Genomic DNA, 16,010 nt, shown 5'->3' with positions numbered 1-16,010 from the left:
CTTAAGACTCTTTGTGCGGCCTGCGAGGTTGCACTGCGTCAGCATCGCCCAATAATGCAGTTGTCGCCGGGGGGAGACTTCGGACCCACGGGAACCGGAGCCTGCGACGATGACCACTTTGACCCAGAAGCCGATCTACGGCACCGGACCGAACGGTGAGCAGATCATCGTCGGTTGGGAAATCGACGGCTCTGCGCTGACCGACCACATCGTCGGTGGCGCCGGCAACGACATCCTGCGCGGCCATGCCGGGCGGGATCGCCTGTTCGGCGGCCTCGGCGACGATTTCATCTATGCGCAATCGGAAAGCGTGGCTGACGAGCAGGACGGCGGCCAGCTCGGCGGCGGCGGCGGCAACGATCTGTTGGCCGGCGCGTCGGGCAGCGACACCGTCAACGGCGACGATGGCGACGACGTGCTGTTCGGCTGGGAAGGCGACGACTACCTGTTCGGCGGCGCCGGCAACGATGCGATCGACGGCTGGCTTGGCGCCGACCGCATCACCGGAGGCGCCGGCGACGACATGCTGTACGGCATGTCGGGCGACGACCATCTTTCCGGCAATGACGGCGATGATTGGCTGCACGGCGGCTTCGGCAACGACCGGCTCGAAGGCGGCGCGGGCAACGACCTGCTGTCCGGCGATGCCGGCGACGATCTCATCCTTGCCGGCGACGGCGACGACCTGATCGACCTCGTTTCGGAGGGCTTCGACGAGACCGGAGCGTCCGGGGCGCCGCCCGGGATGCCGCTCGGGACGGGCAGCGATACCGTCTATGCCGGCGCCGGCAACGACACCGTCGAACTGGGCGCGAACCAGGCTGTCGATGTCCGCGGCGAAGGCGGCGACGACGTCATCGCGCCGGTCGGCTGGCAGCCGGGCGATGCCATCTCGGCGCAAGGCGATCAGGTGCGCCTCAGCCGGCTCGATGGCGGTGCCGGCAACGACACGATCGCCGGCTGGTACGACCAGAGCACCATTGTCGGCGGCCTCGGCAACGACGCGATCGGCATCGCCGCGGATGCCAGCACCGTGCATGGCGGCGACGGCGACGACGTGCTCGAAGTGGTCGGCAGCGCGAACAGCATCGATGCCGGCGCCGGCAACGACTTCGTGGTGGTGCACAATCCGGGCGCGGTGCTCGATCCGGCATCGAGCAACAGCGTCTCCGGTGGCGTCGGCGACGATACGATCTTCGGAAGCGAGGGGGTCGATGCGATCCAGGGCGGCACCGGCAACGACGTCATCTTGGGCGGAGGTGGCGCCGACCGCCTGAACGGCGGCGACGGCGACGACCTGCTCTACGGTCACGATGGCCTGGACGACGACGAGCTGGATGCAAATCAGCTCTATGGTGGCGCCGGACACGACACCGTCTATGCCGCCTCCGGCGACGATACCGTCGCCGGCGGCAGCGGCAACGACCTGGTCGATGGCGGGGCCGGCAACGACTTCCTGTTCGGCGAAGCGGGTGACGACAGCATCTATGGCGCCGCCGGCGACGACCGCATTACCGGCGGCGAGGGCGACGATTTCCTGCTGGGCATGGATGGCAGCGACCATCTGAGCGGCCATGACGGCAACGACCTTCTGGATGGCGGGGAAGGCGACGACAGCCTGGAAGGCGGTGCAGGCAACGACTTGCTGGAGGGCGGTGTCGGCGACGACTATCTGTCGGGCGGGGCCGGGAACGACGTGTTCTCGTTCACCGCAGTGTCCGGCGCCGATCAGATTGCCGATCTGGTGATCGGCGAAGATATTATCCGTCTCACCAAAAACATTGGCGGCCAGGTCTTCAACGACGTGGCGGATATCGTGTCGCTGCTCAGCCAGGACGCGGCGGGCAATGCCGTTCTCGTGCTGGGGCCGGGCCAGTCCATCACCTTCACCGGCATCTCGGCGCAGGCGTTGACCGATGGGGCCGGCGCCGCCTTCGTGATCGAATCCGACATCCTGTCCTGACCGGCCGGTTGTGGCCGCGGGCGCGGGCGGCAGGCCCGCGCCCCGCCGCTCAGTCGAACTGCAGGATCACGTTGCGCAGCAGCGGATAGATCTGGTTCTGCCAGCGCCGGCCGCTGAACACGCCGTAATGGCCGACGCCGGGCTGCAGGTGGTGCTTGCGGAAATAGGGGCGCAGGCCGGTGCAGAGGTCGTGCGCCGCCAGGGTCTGGCCGATGGCGCAGATGTCGTCCTTCTCGCCCTCCACCGTGAACAGCGCGGTGCGGCGGATCGCCTTCGGATTGATCTTGCGGCCGCGATATTCGAGCAGGCCCTGCGGCAGCAGGTGCTCCTGGAACACCATGCGCACGGTCTCGAGATAGAACTCCGCCGGCAGGTCCAGCACGGCGAAATACTCGTCGTAGAATGCCTTTGACGCCTCGGCCTTGTCGCGGTCACCGCCGACGATGTGGTCGTAGAGATCGAGATGCGCCCGGACGTGCCGGCTCAGATTCATGCTCATGAAGGCGGTCAGCTGCATGAAGCCGGGATAGACCCGCCGCCCGGCGCCGGGAAATTGCAGCGGCACGGCGGTGATCAGGTGCTTCTCGAACCACTCGATCGGCCGGCCGGTGGCGAGCTCGTTGACCTTGGTCGGGTTGATCCGGCAATCGATCGGACCCGCCATCAAGGTCATCGATCGCGGCTGCGCCGGATTGTTGGTCTCCGCCATCACCGTCGCCGCGACCAGCACCTGCACGCAGGGCTGGCACACCGCCACCACATGCGCGCCCGGCCCAAGATGCTCCAGGAACTGGATGATGTGGTCGACATAGTCGTCGAAGCCGAACCGCCCGTGCTTGAGCGGCACATCGCGCGCGTTGTGCCAGTCGGTGATGTAGACGTCGTGCTCCGGCAGCATGGTCTCGACCGTGTTGCGGAGCAGCGTGGCGAAATGGCCGGACAGCGGCGCCACCAGCAGCACGCGCGGCTGCGTCACCTCGATGTCCTTCTTGAAGTGCAGCATCGTGCCGAACGGGGTGACGAAGGCCGCCTCCTCCGTCACCGCGACTTCCTGGTTGCCGACGGTGACGCGGGTGATGCCGTAGGGCGGGCGGCCGTGGCTGAGGCCTGCCCGCGACAGCATCTCGAGCCCGGCAGCGATCCGGTTGGCCGGGGTGTTCTGGTACAGGCCCTCGGTGAAGAAATTGATCGCCGGGCTGGCCAGATTCGCCATGACGCGCAGCGGTGCCAGCAGGTCGGCATGCGTCTGATAGGCGAGATACAGCATCCGGTACGATCGGCCCGCTTCGACTGTCCGTGGCCCCCGACCTACGATTTTTTCGCGGTTTCTTCGGCCCCCATGCGAAAAGGCTAGTGCCTTTCTTGCTGCAGTGCGAGATGATTGTGACGGGGAGGCGCCTTGCGTACCGCGAGAGCCCCCGGCCGATGGCGGGCTTTGCCGGCGGGCCGGAACGATCGCCCGGTCGGTCGCGCTGATCCTTCGGATGGGCTGCTCAACCGCTCGGATAGTCGGGATGGCGAACACGGCGACTCTCACCATCAGTTCCAAGAACTATTCGTCCTGGTCGCTGCGCGGCTGGCTGCTCTGCAGGATGGCGGGCATCGAGTTCGAGGAGCAGGTCAAGCCCTCGGACGACCCCTCCACCCGGGCCGAGCTGTTGCTGCTCTCGCCCTCCTTCCTGGTGCCCAAGCTGACGCATGACGGCATCGCCGTCTGGGACACGCTGGCGATCGGGGAATACCTGAACGAGATCCGGCCCGGGGCGGGCCTGCTGCCGGCCGACCGCGCGGCGCGGGCGCATTGCCGGTCGATCTGCGGCGAGATGCATTCCGGCTTCGCCAACCTGCGCTCGGCGCTGGCCATGAACCTCAAGGCGCGGCACCCGAAGTTCAAGGTCTGGGCCGGTGCCCAGGCCGATATCGACCGCGTCGCCACCATCTGGCGCGAATGCCTGACCAAGTACGGCGGGCCCTTCCTGTTCGGCGCGGCGCCGACCATGGCGGACGCCATGTATGCCCCGGTCTGCACCCGCTTCGTCACCTATGACGTGAAGCTCGACGGCGCCTGCGCCGAGTACTGCAAGCGCATCATGTCGCTGCCGCATATGCAGGAATGGATCAAGGCGGCCCAGGCCGAGCCCGACGAGGTGGAAGAGCTCGACGTCGAGTTCTGACCTCGGCCGCCCTCTCCTAAATCGCCGTCACGGCAGGATGGCGATGTCGCGCACCGGGCCGCCGAGGCCGGTGATCTTGCGGGCGCCCTTGGCGGCGCCGCTGGTCAGGTCCACCGCATGCAGCATGTCGCCGACCATCAGCCAGGCGGCGTTGCCGCCCTGCGCATCGGTCGCGATGTCGAAGCCGGCCAGCTGCAAGGTGAGCCCGAGCTTGCCCACCGCGTTCAGCACGCCGTCATTGGGCGGCGCCTGGCGGATCAGGCCGCCGATCGTCGCGTCGATGTCGTAGAGCGTGGTCGCCTTCGCGCCGGCGACCGAATTGGTATAGGCGCCGGCGACGATGTTCGGCGTCTCGCCCTTGTGCATGTCGGTGGCCGCGAAGGCGAGCCTGCCGTCGGTGACCGCCTTGCCGTCGTCCACGTTGACCCTGAGATTTGTGCCGTCGCTGCCCATCAGCCGGAGCCGGTCGGCCACCGGGTTGAAGTCGACCGTCGCCACCGCGCCGGCCGGCAAGGGGGTCGACAGCGTGCTCTTCTTGCTTGCCGCGCCGGTCTTCGCGTCGATGGTAGCAATGCTGCCATCGGCGAACACGCCGTAGAGCTGGCCGTCGGCCGGGCGCCGGTCGATGCCGAGCAGCCGGCCGCCGGGGCCGCTCACGCGCACGGTCGCCTTCACGGCGCCGGCATCGGTGTCGATCCAGGCCAGCGTGTTGTCGCCGGTCAGCGCGACCACCGTGGCGGCGGCGGCCGGGCCGGTCAGCAAACCGCCGGCGAGCAGAAGGGCGAGAGGGGTGAGACGCGAGATCATCCGGAAGCTCCCTTGAGTTTGGATGTGATCGTTGCGGACGCTGCCGGATAGCCGCCCCGAAAGCCGCCGGATGCGCCGCCGATTTCTTTTTCCGCACCCGCATCCGCCTCGATCCCCGATGCGTAACCAGCAGGAACAGGGCGGGTGTGCCAGGCGCGCCGCCGGCCGTTGGAATGCCAAGGAACGGTGACCTGGAAGGATCGATGCCGATGCCGGGCATGGCGTCCACGTTGCGGCCGGCGGCGACCGGCACGGCCACCGGGCCGGATCTGACGGCGCTGCTGCGCGGCTGCGCCGCCGGCGACCGCGCGGCCTTGCGCGCGCTGTACGACAGCGAAGCGCCGCGCCTGCTCGGCGTCGCATGGCGCATCCTGCGCCGGCGGGACATCGCGGAAGAGGCGCTGCAGGACACCTTCGTGCAGATCTGGACCCGCGCCGCCACCTTCGACCCGGCGCTCGGCAGCGCACGTGCCTGGATGTTCGCGGTGCTGCGCCACCGCGCGTTGCACATCCTGCGGCACAGCGCCCGCGAGGTGATCAGCGACGACGAGACCCTGTTCGAGCGCGCCGACGATGCGCCGGATCCGGAGGCGATCGTCAGCCGCCTCGCCGAAGGCGCTCGGCTGCGCCGCTGCCTCGAAGGCCTGGCGCCGGACCGGCGGCAGGCCATCGTGCTCGCCTATGCCGGCGGTCTGACGCATGGCGAGATCGCCGGCCGCATGGGGCGGCCGCTCGGCACGGTGAAGGCGTGGCTCCGCCGCTCGCTGCTCGCGCTTAAGGGGTGCATGCAATGAGCCCCGCTGCGACCGAGCGCGATCTTCTCGCGGCCGAATACGTCGCCGGCCTGCTCGACCAGGCGGAGATGACGGCGGTCGAGGCACGGCTGGCCGGCGAGCCGGCGCTGGCCGCGGCGGTCGCCGAATGGTGCGACCGCCTGGTCGCGCTCGACGACACCGCACTGCCGGCGCGGCCCGGTCTGCAGGTCTGGCACAATATCGAAGCAGCGCTCGACCGCCCCGTCACGCGGCCCGCCGCCAGGCCGTCGCTCAAGGCGCGGCTCGCCGGCCTCTGGGCCGATCTCGCCTTCTGGCGCGTGTCCGGTCTTGCCGGCGCCGCCGCGGCGCTCGCGCTCGCGGTTGTCCTGGCGCTGACCTTGGCGCGCGATGCGCGCGCGCCGACCCTGATCGCCGTGCTGGTCTCCGAGACCGGCCGCGCCGGCGCCGTCGTGCAGGTCTATGGCGACGGCAGCGCCGCGCTGCTGGCGCTGGAGCACGTGGCGGTGCCGGAAGGCCGCGCGCTGCAGGTCTGGACCAAGTGGAGCGATGCGCGCGGCCCGGTCTCGATCGGCCTCCTCGGCCGCGCGGCGAGCGCCCCGCTCGCAACCGCCGACCTCCCGGCGGCGCGGCGCGACCAGCTGTTCGAGATCACCTTGGAACCGGCCGCCGGTTCGCCCACCGGCCGCCCCACCGGCCCGATCCTCTACAAGGGCCTCGCCGCCGACCCGCTCTAGAAACCCTCGGCGCAAATCGGGCTAGACTGGCCTCCCTAGGGAGAGAAGAGCCATGCCCGACCAGAAACCCGCCGTCAGCCTTGCGGCCCTGCCCGGCCGCCGCCTCGCCACCTTGGAGATTGCCCGCCAGATCGAAGCACGCGGGTTCGCCGGCATCTACACGCCGTCCCTGCAGGACAACATGTCGCTCTGCCTCAGCCTCGCGCATGTGACCAAGACGATCCCGTTCGGCACCACCATCGCGCCGATCTATTTCCGCACGCCGCACGATTGGGGCCAGGCGGCGGCCTATCTGCACGAGGTGTCGGGCGGCCGGTTCCGCTTCGGCATCGGCGTCAGCCATGGCCCGACGCTCAAGCGGATCGGCGCCAATGCGGGCAAGCCGCTCGCCGATACCCGCAAGTTCGTCGAGGAGCTGCGCGCACTGCCGCGCATCGGCCAGCTGCCGCCGATCACGCTGGCGACCCTGCGGCAGAAGATGATCGCGCTTGCGGGCGAGATCGCCGAGGGCATGGTCTTCGCCAACGGCGCGCGCACCCATATGCAGGCCTCGCTTGGCGCGCTGCCGGGGGCGAAGCGCCGGGACCCGAATTTCTTCATCGGCTGCATGACGCCGACGACGATCTCCGACGATGTCGAGGCAGCCAAGGCGGTGAACCGGCGCACCTTGACCGGCTATGTGCAGCTGCCGAACTACCGCGAATACTGGAAGGAAGCCGGCTACGTGGAGGAGATGACGGCGATCGAGGCCGCCATCGCCAAGGGCGAGCTGGACCGCCTGCCGTCGCTGATGAGCGACAAGTGGCTCGCCGATGTCACCCTGTTCGGCCCGGCGGCCAAGGTGCGCGACGGCCTCGCTGCCTGGCGCGAGGCCGGCATCACCACGCCGATTTTGGTGCCCTCCTCGGTCGGCGGCAACCAGATGCAGGCGCTGGACGAAATGTTCCGCGCATTTGCGTAGGTAAGCCAAGAGCCCTCCCCCACGTTGCTTCGCAACGCGAGGGAGGGCTTGAAACAACGGAGTTGAATCATGTCCCTGATCCCCGATCTCAAGGGCCGCGTCGCGCTGGTCACCGGCGCCTCGCGCGGCATCGGCAAGGCGGTGGCGCTGGCGCTGGCCGAGGTCGGCGCCGATGTCGCGATCAACTATCGCCACCGCGGCGTGGAGGCGGCGTCGGTCGCGAGCCAGGTGCAGGCGCTGAGCCGCCGCGCCCTCAGCATTGCCGCCGACGTGTCGAACGGTCGCGAGGTCAAGCGGCTGGTCGAGCAGGTCACGGCCGAGCTCGGCCCCGTCGACATCCTGGTCAACAATGCCGGCATCGGCCCGCGCGCCGGGCTCGACGACATGACCGAGGCGATGTTCGACGAGACAATCGCGGTCAACCTCAAATCGGCCTTCCTCTGCTCCCAGGCGGTCTATTCCGGCATGCGCAGCCGCAAATGGGGCCGCATCGTCAACATCACCTCGGGCGCGGCGCGCGGCGCCGGCGCCATCGGGGCGCATTACAATGCGTCCAAGGCCGGGATGGAGGGGCTGACCCGCGGCTACGCGGCGCGCCTGGTCAAGGACGGCGTGACCGTCAACGCGGTCGCGCCCTCGCTGATCGATACCGAGATGATGGGCGATGCCAACAACGCCACTTTCGGCCGCCGCGGCAAGCCGGAGGAGGTGGCGCAGGCGGTGCTGCTGGTGCTGGGCAATCCCTACATGACCGGCCAGACGGTCGCGGTGAACGGCGGCCTTCACTTCAGCTGAAGCCGGATGTCAGCTGAAGGTTAACGCCGTCTTCACCATGTCGGGTGCAGGTTCCGGCCATGGAAGACCTGGCCCTGCTGGTGCTGATTCTGGTGCCGCCGCTCGGTTACGTGCTGGCGCAACGCGCTGCCCTGCGTTGGCAGGGCGGCTGGCGCCTGGCCGGCATGCTGCCGCTGGCCGGCTGGGCGCTGTGGACGCTGGTCTTTGCCATCGACGTGGCGCGCGACCCCACCTCGCACAACCTCCTGCCGTTCGAGATCCTGATCGGCGTGGCGCTCGCGCTCGGCTGGCTCGGCGCGGTGGGGCTCGGCAGGCGGCTGTTCGGCTGACCTAGTGCGAAACCGCCCGCGCCGCCTCGGCGCAGCGGGCGATGTTCACCTCGTGGCCGCGATGCATCTCGGTGAGGAAAGCGCGCAGCTCGGCGTCGCGGATCCGGGGCAGCATCTCCGCCACCTTGTCGGCCACCCAGCGCTGGCCCTTGTCCAGGAAGGCGAAGCGGGCCTGCCAGTCGGTCATCGTCATCGCCTTGTCGAAGAAGCGCCCGGTGGCGCCGCTCGGCTCGGCGCCGAGCTTGCGCACCGCCTTGGCGAGCCCGGCGACATAGCGCGCCTCGTCGCGCTGCACCTCGCCGAGGAAGGCGCCGTCGACGCCCGGTGCGCCCTCGCGCGCCCAGGCGAGCAGGGTCTTGGCGCCGGCCCGCTCGCTCTCGATCAACACGTTGAGGAGGGCCACCAGCTCGTCCTTCGGCATCTCGGGCGCGAACATGTAGCTCGGGTCCACCTCGTGCGCGCTGCAGGCGGGCGAGGCGAACGGCTTGCGTTCATCGCTCATCGCGCGTTTCTCCCGTTGTTCTTGCTTCGCATTATAGGGCGATGGCGGATAAAGGGCAGGCCGTGCGGCGAGACGCCTCAATCCCGGCCGAACTCGCGCTTCACCGCCGTGAACGCCTCGTCGGTCGCCGCTAGGGCGGCGTCGATATCGGCTTCCGTATGCGCGGCCGACAGGAACATGTTGTGCTGAGGATGCAGATAGGCGCCGCGCTTCAAGGCTTCCTCGACGAAGCGGAAGCCCTTGCGGCATTCCGGATCGTCCTCGAACAGCACCATCGGCATCTGCGCCGGCCCGGTCTGCCTGAGGCCCAGATTGTGCGACCGTGCCTGCTCGGCGAGGCCTTTGCGCAAACGCTCGCCCAGCGCCGCCATGCGGGGGATCGCGTCCTGCCGCTCCAGCAGCTCGAGCGTCTTCAGCGAGGCCGCCATGGCGCCAGCGCCGCACCAGAACGACCCGGTCATGAACTGGCCCGCAGCCGCTTCCCTCAGGCGATCCACGCCGGTGACCGCGGCGAGCGGATAGCCGTTGGCGATCGCCTTGGAGAAGGCGGAGAGATCGGGCCGCACGCCGACCGGCTCCCACGATCCGCCCATATGCAGCCGGAACCCGGCCCGCACATCGTCCAGGATCAGCACCGCGCCGGCCGTATCGCAAAGCGCGCGCGCCTTGGCGGCGAAGACCGGGTTCGGCAGCTCCTGGTCCTTGCCGTAATCGTGCTTGAACGCCGAGACGATGATGCCGGCGAGATCGCCTTCGACGGACCGCGCCGCCGCCTCCAGGCTCGCGATGTCGTTGTAGTCGTAGAGCACGAGATGGGCGCGATCCTCCGCCGTCACGCCCTGCGGATAGGGCGAGCACCAGGGGACCGAGCCATGATAGGCGCCGCGCGCCGCCAGGATCTTGCGCCGGCCGGTCGCCGCGCGCGCCAGGGTCACGCAGAAGGTGGTCGCATCGGTGCCGTTCTTCTGGAACAGCGCCCAATCGGCATGCGCGATGGTCGAGGTGAGCTTCTCGGCCAGTTCCACCAACCGCTCGGTCGGCCCGTCGGCGATGTCGGCGGCCTCGCGCTGGGTGTCGAAGGCAGCGTCGATCTCGCGGTTCCTGTAGCCGAGCACCATCGGTCCATAGGCGCACATGAAGTCGACATAGCGGTTGCCGTCGGTGTCCCACAGATAGGCGCCCTCGGCGCGGGCGAAGAATTGCGGATAGCCGGCCGGCAGGCGGCGCGTGCTCATATGGCCGTACATGCCGCCCGGGATCACCTTGGCGGCGCGTGCCTTCAGTGCCTGATCGTTGCTGCGTGCCGGCTCGCTCATCCCCTCGACCTCCCAACGCTTCCGCCGGCATACTAGCCGCAACCGGGCCAACCCGCCGCAGGCGAAAGACGCGGGAGGCCGATGGAGGAAATGCGATGAAGTTCTCGCTCTTCATGTACTGCACGATCGGCCGCAGGGCGGAGCTCGAGGGCGGCCTTGCCGGCCGCAAGCCCGAGCTCTACCAGCGCATGCTGGACGAGATCGCCGACTATGCGCGGCTGGCCGACGATGCCGGCTTCTTCGGCTTCGGCCATCCCGAGCATCACCTGCAGATCGAAGGCTTCGAGATCTCCAACGATCCGCGGCTGATGGGCATGTGGCTCGGCCGGCATACAAAGCGGCTCCGCGTCATCACCTGCGGCTTCGTCTCGACGACGCACAACCCGCTGCGCACCGCCGAGGACATCGCCACCATGGACCACATGCTGGGCGGGCGCTTCGGCGTCGGCCTGGTGCGCGGTTACCAGGCGCGCTGGGTCGAGAACTTCAAGATCCGCGGCGATCTCAACGCCGTCGGCCCGTGGAACAAGGACAGCCCGGCCGACGTGGCGAACCGGGAGTATTTCACCGAGTTCGTCGACGTGGTGGTGAAGGCCTTGAAGAGCGAGACCTTCAGCCACCGCGGCAAGTACTGGCAGTTCCCGCCGCCGGGTTTCGTCAACCCGCACGACCACCCGGTCTATCGCACCTATGGCAAGGGCGTGGACCCGCAAATGAATATCGCCGAGATCGGCATCGCGCCGCGCCCGCTGCAGACGCCGCATCCGCCGCTCTATGGCGGCTTCGCCGCCTCGATGCGCACCGCGACCTTCTGGGCGAAATACGGCGGCAAGCCGATCGTGCTGACCGACAACCTCGATTTCTACGGCCGCCTGGTCGAAGCCTATCGCGGCGAGGCGGAAAAGCACGGCACGAAGGTCGCGCGCGGCCAGGAGGCCGCCTGGGGCGGCATCTGCATCTGCGCGCCGACCGATGCGCAGGCCAAGGAATGGCTGCAGGACATGCTCTGGTTCTGGAACAGCTGGGCGGTGCCGTTCGGCCAGGGCCTGCCGGAACTGCTGGTCGGCTCGCCCGACACCATCTCGCGCCGCCTCGACGAGGTGAAGCAGCGCTTCCCGGATCAGGACGAGGTCGTGCTGCTGATCCCGCAGGGCATCCACACGCCCGACCAGATCCGCACCTCGCTCGACCTGATGGCGAAGCACGTGCTGCCGCGGTTCGCTTAGTATCTCTCCCTCCCCGCCGACCGGCGGGGAGGGCCGGGGTGGGGTTTGCGGCCGCGCGGTGCTGGCGGCAAACCCCCACCCGACCTCCCCCATCTGGCGATGGGGGAGGAGAAAAGAATCGGAGCCATCCCATCCATGAAAGTCTTCACCGCCACCCTCGGTACCGAGACCAACACCTTCGCCTCGCTGCCGACCGGCATGCAGATGTTCGAGGAGACCTGCCTCTATCGCGCCGGCAGCTACGGCGAGAAGGCGCCGATGTTCGGCGCGCCGCTGCAGGTCTGGCGCCGCCTCGCGGAGGCGCGCGGCTGGCAGGTGACGGAGAGCCTCTGCGCCTTCGCCCAGCCCGCAGGCAAGACGGTGCGGCGCGTCTACGAGGGATTCCGCGACGAGATCCTGGCCGACCTGAAAGCCGCTATGCCGGTCGATATCGTGCTGGTCTCGCTGCACGGCGCCATGGTGGCGGAAGGCTATGACGATTGCGAAGGCGACCTGCTCGCCCATATCCGCGCGGTTGTCGGTCCGAAGGTCAAGCTCGGGGCCGAGCTCGACCTGCATTGCCATATCTCCGACACCATGATGCAGAGCGCCGACGCGCTGGTCCTGTTCAAGGAATACCCGCATATCGATGTGCCGGAGCGCGCGCACGATCTCTTCAACGTCATCGCCGATGCGGCGGAAGGGAAGACCCGGCCCGTCATGGCCATCTTCGACTGCCGGATGATCGGCATCTTCCACACCACGCGCGAGCCGATGCGCGGCTTCGTCGACAAGCTCTCCGCGATGGAGGGCAAGGACGGCGTCCTCTCGCTCTCCATCGGCCACGGCTTCCCCTGGGGCGACGTCAAGGAGATGGGCAGCCGCATCGTCGCCATCACCGACGGCGACAAGGCCAAGGCGGAGCGGCTGGCCGCCGAGCTGGGCCGCGAGTTCTTCGCCATGCGCGACCAGACCCAGCCGCCCTATTTCTCGCTCGAAACCGCCATCGCCCGGGCGGCGAGCCACAACCAGAAACAGCCGATGGTGCTGGCCGACGTCTCCGACAATGCCGGCGGCGGCGCGGCGAGCGACAGCACCTTCATCCTCGACGCCATGCTGAAGCGCGGCATCAAGGACGCCGCCATCGCCATGTTCTGGGACCCGATGGTGGTGCGGCTGGCGAAAGAGGTGGGCGAGGGGGCGAGCTTCGACCTCCGCCTCGGCGGCAAGCTCGGCGCGCCCTCCGGTTCCCCGCTCGATGTGCACGCGACGGTGCTGAAGGTGGCGGAGGATGTGACGGTGGAATTCGGCGGCGCGCGCAAGGGCGTCGGCCATATCGGCGATGCGGTGGCGCTGGACGTCAACGGTATCGCGGTGGTGGTCAACACGCGGCGCACGCAATGCTCCTCGACCGACTGCTTCTCCAAGCTCGGCATCGATCCGTCGAAGAAGAAGGTCGTGGTGGTGAAGTCGATGCAGCATTTCCACGCCGCCTATGCGCCGATCGCGAGCGAGGTGCTCTACGTCGCTGCGCCCGGCGCCCTGGTGCCGGACTGGAAGCTGCTCCCCTACAAGAAGGCGAATACGCGGCAATGGCCGCTGGTCGTCGATCCCTTCGCCTGACGGGAAAGGGTCAGCCTGCCGCTTCGGTCGCGAACCAGCGCGGCTCGATCGGGCCGTAGGCGCCGGGGAAGTCGGCGATGTTCAGGGTGCGCACGCCGTCCACGCGCACGAAACGGCTGTCATGCCGTCCGTCGGCGTGCAGCCGGTGCTCGACGAAGCCGACTTCCTTGGTGCCGTAGCGCGGCTGGTAGGCATCCGGCAGCACGAAGGCGGTCGACGGCGCCCAGACATGGCGCGCGCCGCCGATCTCGGAGCTGCGGTACTGGTGCGTGTGGCCGGAGGCGATCAGCGCCGGCCGGCGCGGGCCCAGGGCGGCGAGCAGCCGCGCGCGCGGCGCGGGATTGAGGAAGCGCCCGCCGACCGTCGTCTCGTCCAGCGCCCGGTCGCAGAGCGGCTTGTGGATGAACAGCGCGATCTGGCGCTGGCCGGCGCCGGCCGCCGCCTCGGCGACGAAGCTGTGCTGCACGTCGGCGGCGGCGAGGTCGCTGCCGACGATCTGGGCGTTGACCGCGATCAGCCGCCAGCCCGGCAGGTCCATGCGCCACCAATCGGCGCCGAAATGCCGCTGCCAGCTTTCCTGCCGGTTCGGATCGACCGGGTGGTGGTCGCCGCTCGCGACCTCCTGGTTGTCGCCGACATCGTGGTTGCCGGGAATGGCACGCCAGCGAAGCCGGAGCGCCTCGTGAAAGCCGCGCGCCGCGGCAAGGTCCTCCTCGCGGCCGGCGCCGTCGAGCGACACGTCACCGGTATTGATCACCAGATCCGGCCGGGCCGCGCCCAGCGCGGCGGCGATGCCGCGGAAATTCTCGACGAAGTAGGGCTTCGTCAGGCTCAGATGCGTGTCCGAAATCTGCGCGATGCGGAACGTCATGGCCGCAATGCTAGCAGCACCGTGTTGCAGACCCGCGACTCGGCCGGCCTCATCTCGGCTCGGGCCAGGGCTTCAGCGGCTGCCGCAGCTTTTCCAAGGTGTGCGACAGGCGCAGCACGCCGCGGTCGTCGAACCGGCGGCCGACCACCTGCACGCCGATCGGCAGCCGGTCCCTGGTGAAGGTCCAGGGCACCGAGGCGGCCGGCTGCTCGGAGAAGTTCCAGGGCACGGTGAAGGCGATATGCGGCAGCGCGTCATGCGGGTCGTTGCCGGGCGCCGGCAGCTCCGCCTCGTAGGGCGGCACCGGCGAGACCGGCGAGATCAGGAAGTCGAAGCCGGCGAGCGCCTTCACCGCCGCCTCGCGCATCGCCTGCACCAGGTTATAGGCCACCATCACGTCGCGGCCGGAGAAGCTCTTCGCCCGGTACATGGACCATTCAAGGATGAAGGGCAGCAGCTTCTCGCGCTGCGCCGGCGACATGGCCGAGACATCGGCATGGCTGCGCGCCTCGAAGAAGCGGCAAGTGCCGTCCAGCATTTCCGGCGTCAGGAAGGACGCTACCTCGGTGATGCTGGCGCCGGCATCCGCCAGCGCCTGGGCCGCCGACTTGCACGCCGCCGCGACCTCCGGCTGCGGTGGCAGGCCACAGCCCATGGCCGGCAGGTAGGCGATGCGCAGGCCCTTGGGATCGAGGTCCAGCCCGTCGGCATAATCGACCGCTGCGTAAGGCAGGTTCATGAAGTCGCGGTCGTCGGGCCGCGACAGGATGTTTAGGAACAGCGCGCTGTCGCGCACCGTGCGCGTCATCGGCCCGGCGACGCGGCCCATGAAGGGCGGGCTGACCGGAATGCGCCCCAGGCTCGGCTTCAGCGCGAAGATGCCGCATTGCGTCGCTGGCAGCCGGACCGAGCCGCCGATATCGGTGCCGATATGCAAGGGCCCGTAGCCCGCCGCGGCCGCCGCGCCGGCGCCGGAGCTCGACCCGTTGGTGTTGCGGTCCAGCCGCCAGGGGTTCCGGGTGATGCCGTGCGCGGTGGAAAGCCCGGAGGACAGCATGCCGAAATCCGGCATGGTGGTCTTGCCGAGGATGACGCAGCCGGCCTCGCGGGTGCGGGCGGCGGCCGGCGCATCGGCCGGCTTCGGGCTGTAGTCGCCGGCGGCGGTGCCGATCGGCGCCGGGTCGCCCTTGGTATAGACGTTCTCCTTGATGGTGACCGGCACGCCATCGAGGCTGGACAGCGGGCGATGCGCCTTCCAGCGCGCCTCCGATTCCTGCGCCGTCCGCAGGGCGCTGTCGCGATGCACCAGGTACATCGCGTTGATTTTGGGCTCCCAGGCCTCGATCCGCGCCAGCACGGCCTTGGTGACCTCGACCGGCGAGACGGTGCCGTCGCGATAGCCGTCGTGCAGCTCGGCGGCGGTCAGGTCGTACAGTTCGGTCATCGATCGGAGCTCCTAGGTCGCGGAGGCGGGCGGAAGCCGGATGGTGCGCCGCCGGGGCCGGCGGGGCAACAAAGGTGGGGGCGGCTACCGGCCAAACGCAACGCGCCGGCGCCGCGCGCTCTCTCGGTTGCGGCGCATCTGTTCCCCGATATCTCGGCTCGCCGGCCGGACGCGGCGTATTTGTTCCGTGCCGATGCACGGCCGGCGCCGACGGCACGTCTGTACCGCGGCGCGTCTGTTCCCAGGCTGGGCGGATGCGGCGCATCTGTTCCCCGGCGCGGCGCGGCGCAAATCCGATCCGGCCACGCCGGCGGATCTGTTCCGCGGACATTGCCTCACGCCCGCGGCGCATTTGTTCCGCGCGGTGTCTCCCTCCGGCGGGCAGAGCGGCACACATGTTCCGGCGCATCTGTTCCCCATCGATCGGGCGGTGCGGGTCCTGCCCCACGCGCCCTGAATCCGCGCTCTCCGGGGCAGTTTCCTCGCCCAGTGGCTTGTGCAAATTATACA

Annotated in this window: 15 protein-coding genes; 9 read left to right on the top strand and 6 right to left on the bottom strand. The window is 69.0% G+C overall.

Going from position 1 to position 16,010, the window contains the following annotated elements:
- The first annotated feature begins 109 nt into the window (after nucleotides 1-109).
- Entirely contained in the window at nucleotides 110-1,963 is a 1,854-nt protein-coding gene (locus DT074_RS02430) for a calcium-binding protein (protein WP_119418208.1), read from the top strand.
- A gap of 49 nt (nucleotides 1,964-2,012) precedes the next feature.
- On the opposite strand, the gene DT074_RS02425 is transcribed toward DT074_RS02430, so the two are convergent.
- Nucleotides 2,013-3,230, bottom strand: coding sequence for a polyhydroxyalkanoate depolymerase (locus tag DT074_RS02425; protein ID WP_119418207.1), 1,218 nt, complete (start codon nucleotides 3,228-3,230; stop codon nucleotides 2,013-2,015).
- Nucleotides 3,231-3,477: 247 nt separating this feature from the next.
- Between DT074_RS02425 and DT074_RS02420 the strand changes: the two genes are divergently transcribed.
- Nucleotides 3,478-4,137 carry a glutathione S-transferase family protein gene (locus DT074_RS02420; protein WP_119418206.1) on the top strand — a complete coding sequence of 220 codons (660 nt, stop codon included), beginning with the start codon at nucleotides 3,478-3,480 and terminating at the stop codon, nucleotides 4,135-4,137.
- Between the two features lie 27 nt (nucleotides 4,138-4,164).
- Here the strand turns inward: DT074_RS02420 and DT074_RS02415 are convergent, their stop codons facing one another.
- Nucleotides 4,165-4,944, bottom strand: coding sequence for a DUF4394 domain-containing protein (locus DT074_RS02415; protein WP_119418205.1), 780 nt, complete (start codon nucleotides 4,942-4,944; stop codon nucleotides 4,165-4,167).
- A gap of 218 nt (nucleotides 4,945-5,162) precedes the next feature.
- Between DT074_RS02415 and DT074_RS02410 the strand changes: the two genes are divergently transcribed.
- The 5 genes from DT074_RS02410 to DT074_RS02390 all read left to right on the top strand — a co-directional run bounded on the left by DT074_RS02410 (nucleotide 5,163) and on the right by DT074_RS02390 (nucleotide 8,539).
- Nucleotides 5,163-5,738 (top strand): sigma-70 family RNA polymerase sigma factor, encoded by a 576-nt coding sequence (locus DT074_RS02410; protein ID WP_119418309.1) that lies wholly within the window; start codon nucleotides 5,163-5,165, stop codon nucleotides 5,736-5,738.
- Nucleotides 5,735-6,454 (top strand): anti-sigma factor, encoded by a 720-nt coding sequence (locus tag DT074_RS02405; protein ID WP_119418204.1) that lies wholly within the window; start codon nucleotides 5,735-5,737, stop codon nucleotides 6,452-6,454. The genes DT074_RS02410 and DT074_RS02405 overlap by 4 nt, the downstream gene beginning before the upstream one ends.
- Before the next feature lie 52 nt (nucleotides 6,455-6,506).
- Nucleotides 6,507-7,415: an LLM class flavin-dependent oxidoreductase gene (locus DT074_RS02400; protein ID WP_119418203.1), complete on the top strand. Its 909-nt coding sequence runs from the start codon at nucleotides 6,507-6,509 to the stop codon at nucleotides 7,413-7,415.
- 69 nt (nucleotides 7,416-7,484) lie between these two features.
- The gene (locus DT074_RS02395) at nucleotides 7,485-8,210 is read left to right on the top strand and encodes an SDR family NAD(P)-dependent oxidoreductase (protein WP_119418202.1); all 726 of its coding nucleotides are present in this window, start codon (nucleotides 7,485-7,487) and stop codon (nucleotides 8,208-8,210) included.
- A gap of 59 nt (nucleotides 8,211-8,269) precedes the next feature.
- On the top strand, nucleotides 8,270-8,539 hold the full coding sequence (locus tag DT074_RS02390) for a hypothetical protein (protein WP_119418201.1): 270 nt from the start codon (nucleotides 8,270-8,272) through the stop codon (nucleotides 8,537-8,539).
- A 1-nt stretch (nucleotide 8,540) separates the two neighbouring features.
- Here the strand turns inward: DT074_RS02390 and DT074_RS02385 are convergent, their stop codons facing one another.
- Both DT074_RS02385 and DT074_RS02380 read right to left on the bottom strand, forming a co-directional pair.
- The gene (locus DT074_RS02385) at nucleotides 8,541-9,041 is read right to left on the bottom strand and encodes a DUF6306 domain-containing protein (protein ID WP_119418200.1); all 501 of its coding nucleotides are present in this window, start codon (nucleotides 9,039-9,041) and stop codon (nucleotides 8,541-8,543) included.
- 77 nt (nucleotides 9,042-9,118) lie between these two features.
- The gene (locus DT074_RS02380; protein WP_119418199.1) at nucleotides 9,119-10,357 is read right to left on the bottom strand and encodes an aminotransferase class III-fold pyridoxal phosphate-dependent enzyme; all 1,239 of its coding nucleotides are present in this window, start codon (nucleotides 10,355-10,357) and stop codon (nucleotides 9,119-9,121) included.
- A gap of 95 nt (nucleotides 10,358-10,452) precedes the next feature.
- Here DT074_RS02380 and DT074_RS02375 point away from each other — a divergent pair, with 95 nt between their 5' ends.
- A complete protein-coding gene (locus DT074_RS02375) occupies nucleotides 10,453-11,583 on the top strand; it encodes an LLM class flavin-dependent oxidoreductase (RefSeq protein ID WP_119418198.1) in 1,131 nt (376 codons plus the stop codon).
- A gap of 135 nt (nucleotides 11,584-11,718) precedes the next feature.
- Complete coding sequence (locus DT074_RS02370) at nucleotides 11,719-13,185, top strand: M81 family metallopeptidase (protein ID WP_119418197.1); 1,467 nt, start codon at nucleotides 11,719-11,721, stop codon at nucleotides 13,183-13,185.
- Nucleotides 13,186-13,195: 10 nt separating this feature from the next.
- Here the strand turns inward: DT074_RS02370 and DT074_RS02365 are convergent, their stop codons facing one another.
- Together DT074_RS02365 and DT074_RS02360 are read right to left on the bottom strand one after the other, a co-directional pair.
- Nucleotides 13,196-14,056, bottom strand: coding sequence for a metallophosphoesterase family protein (locus DT074_RS02365; RefSeq protein ID WP_119418196.1), 861 nt, complete (start codon nucleotides 14,054-14,056; stop codon nucleotides 13,196-13,198).
- Between the two features lie 49 nt (nucleotides 14,057-14,105).
- Nucleotides 14,106-15,500, bottom strand: coding sequence for an amidase (locus DT074_RS02360; protein ID WP_119418195.1), 1,395 nt, complete (start codon nucleotides 15,498-15,500; stop codon nucleotides 14,106-14,108).
- Between the last annotated feature and the right edge of the window lie 510 nt (nucleotides 15,501-16,010).

It is taken from the genome of Desertibaculum subflavum, assembly GCA_003576705.1.
GTDB lineage: Bacteria > Pseudomonadota > Alphaproteobacteria > Ferrovibrionales > Ferrovibrionaceae > Desertibaculum > Desertibaculum subflavum.
This window is presented reverse-complemented; position numbering and strand designations above follow the sequence as displayed.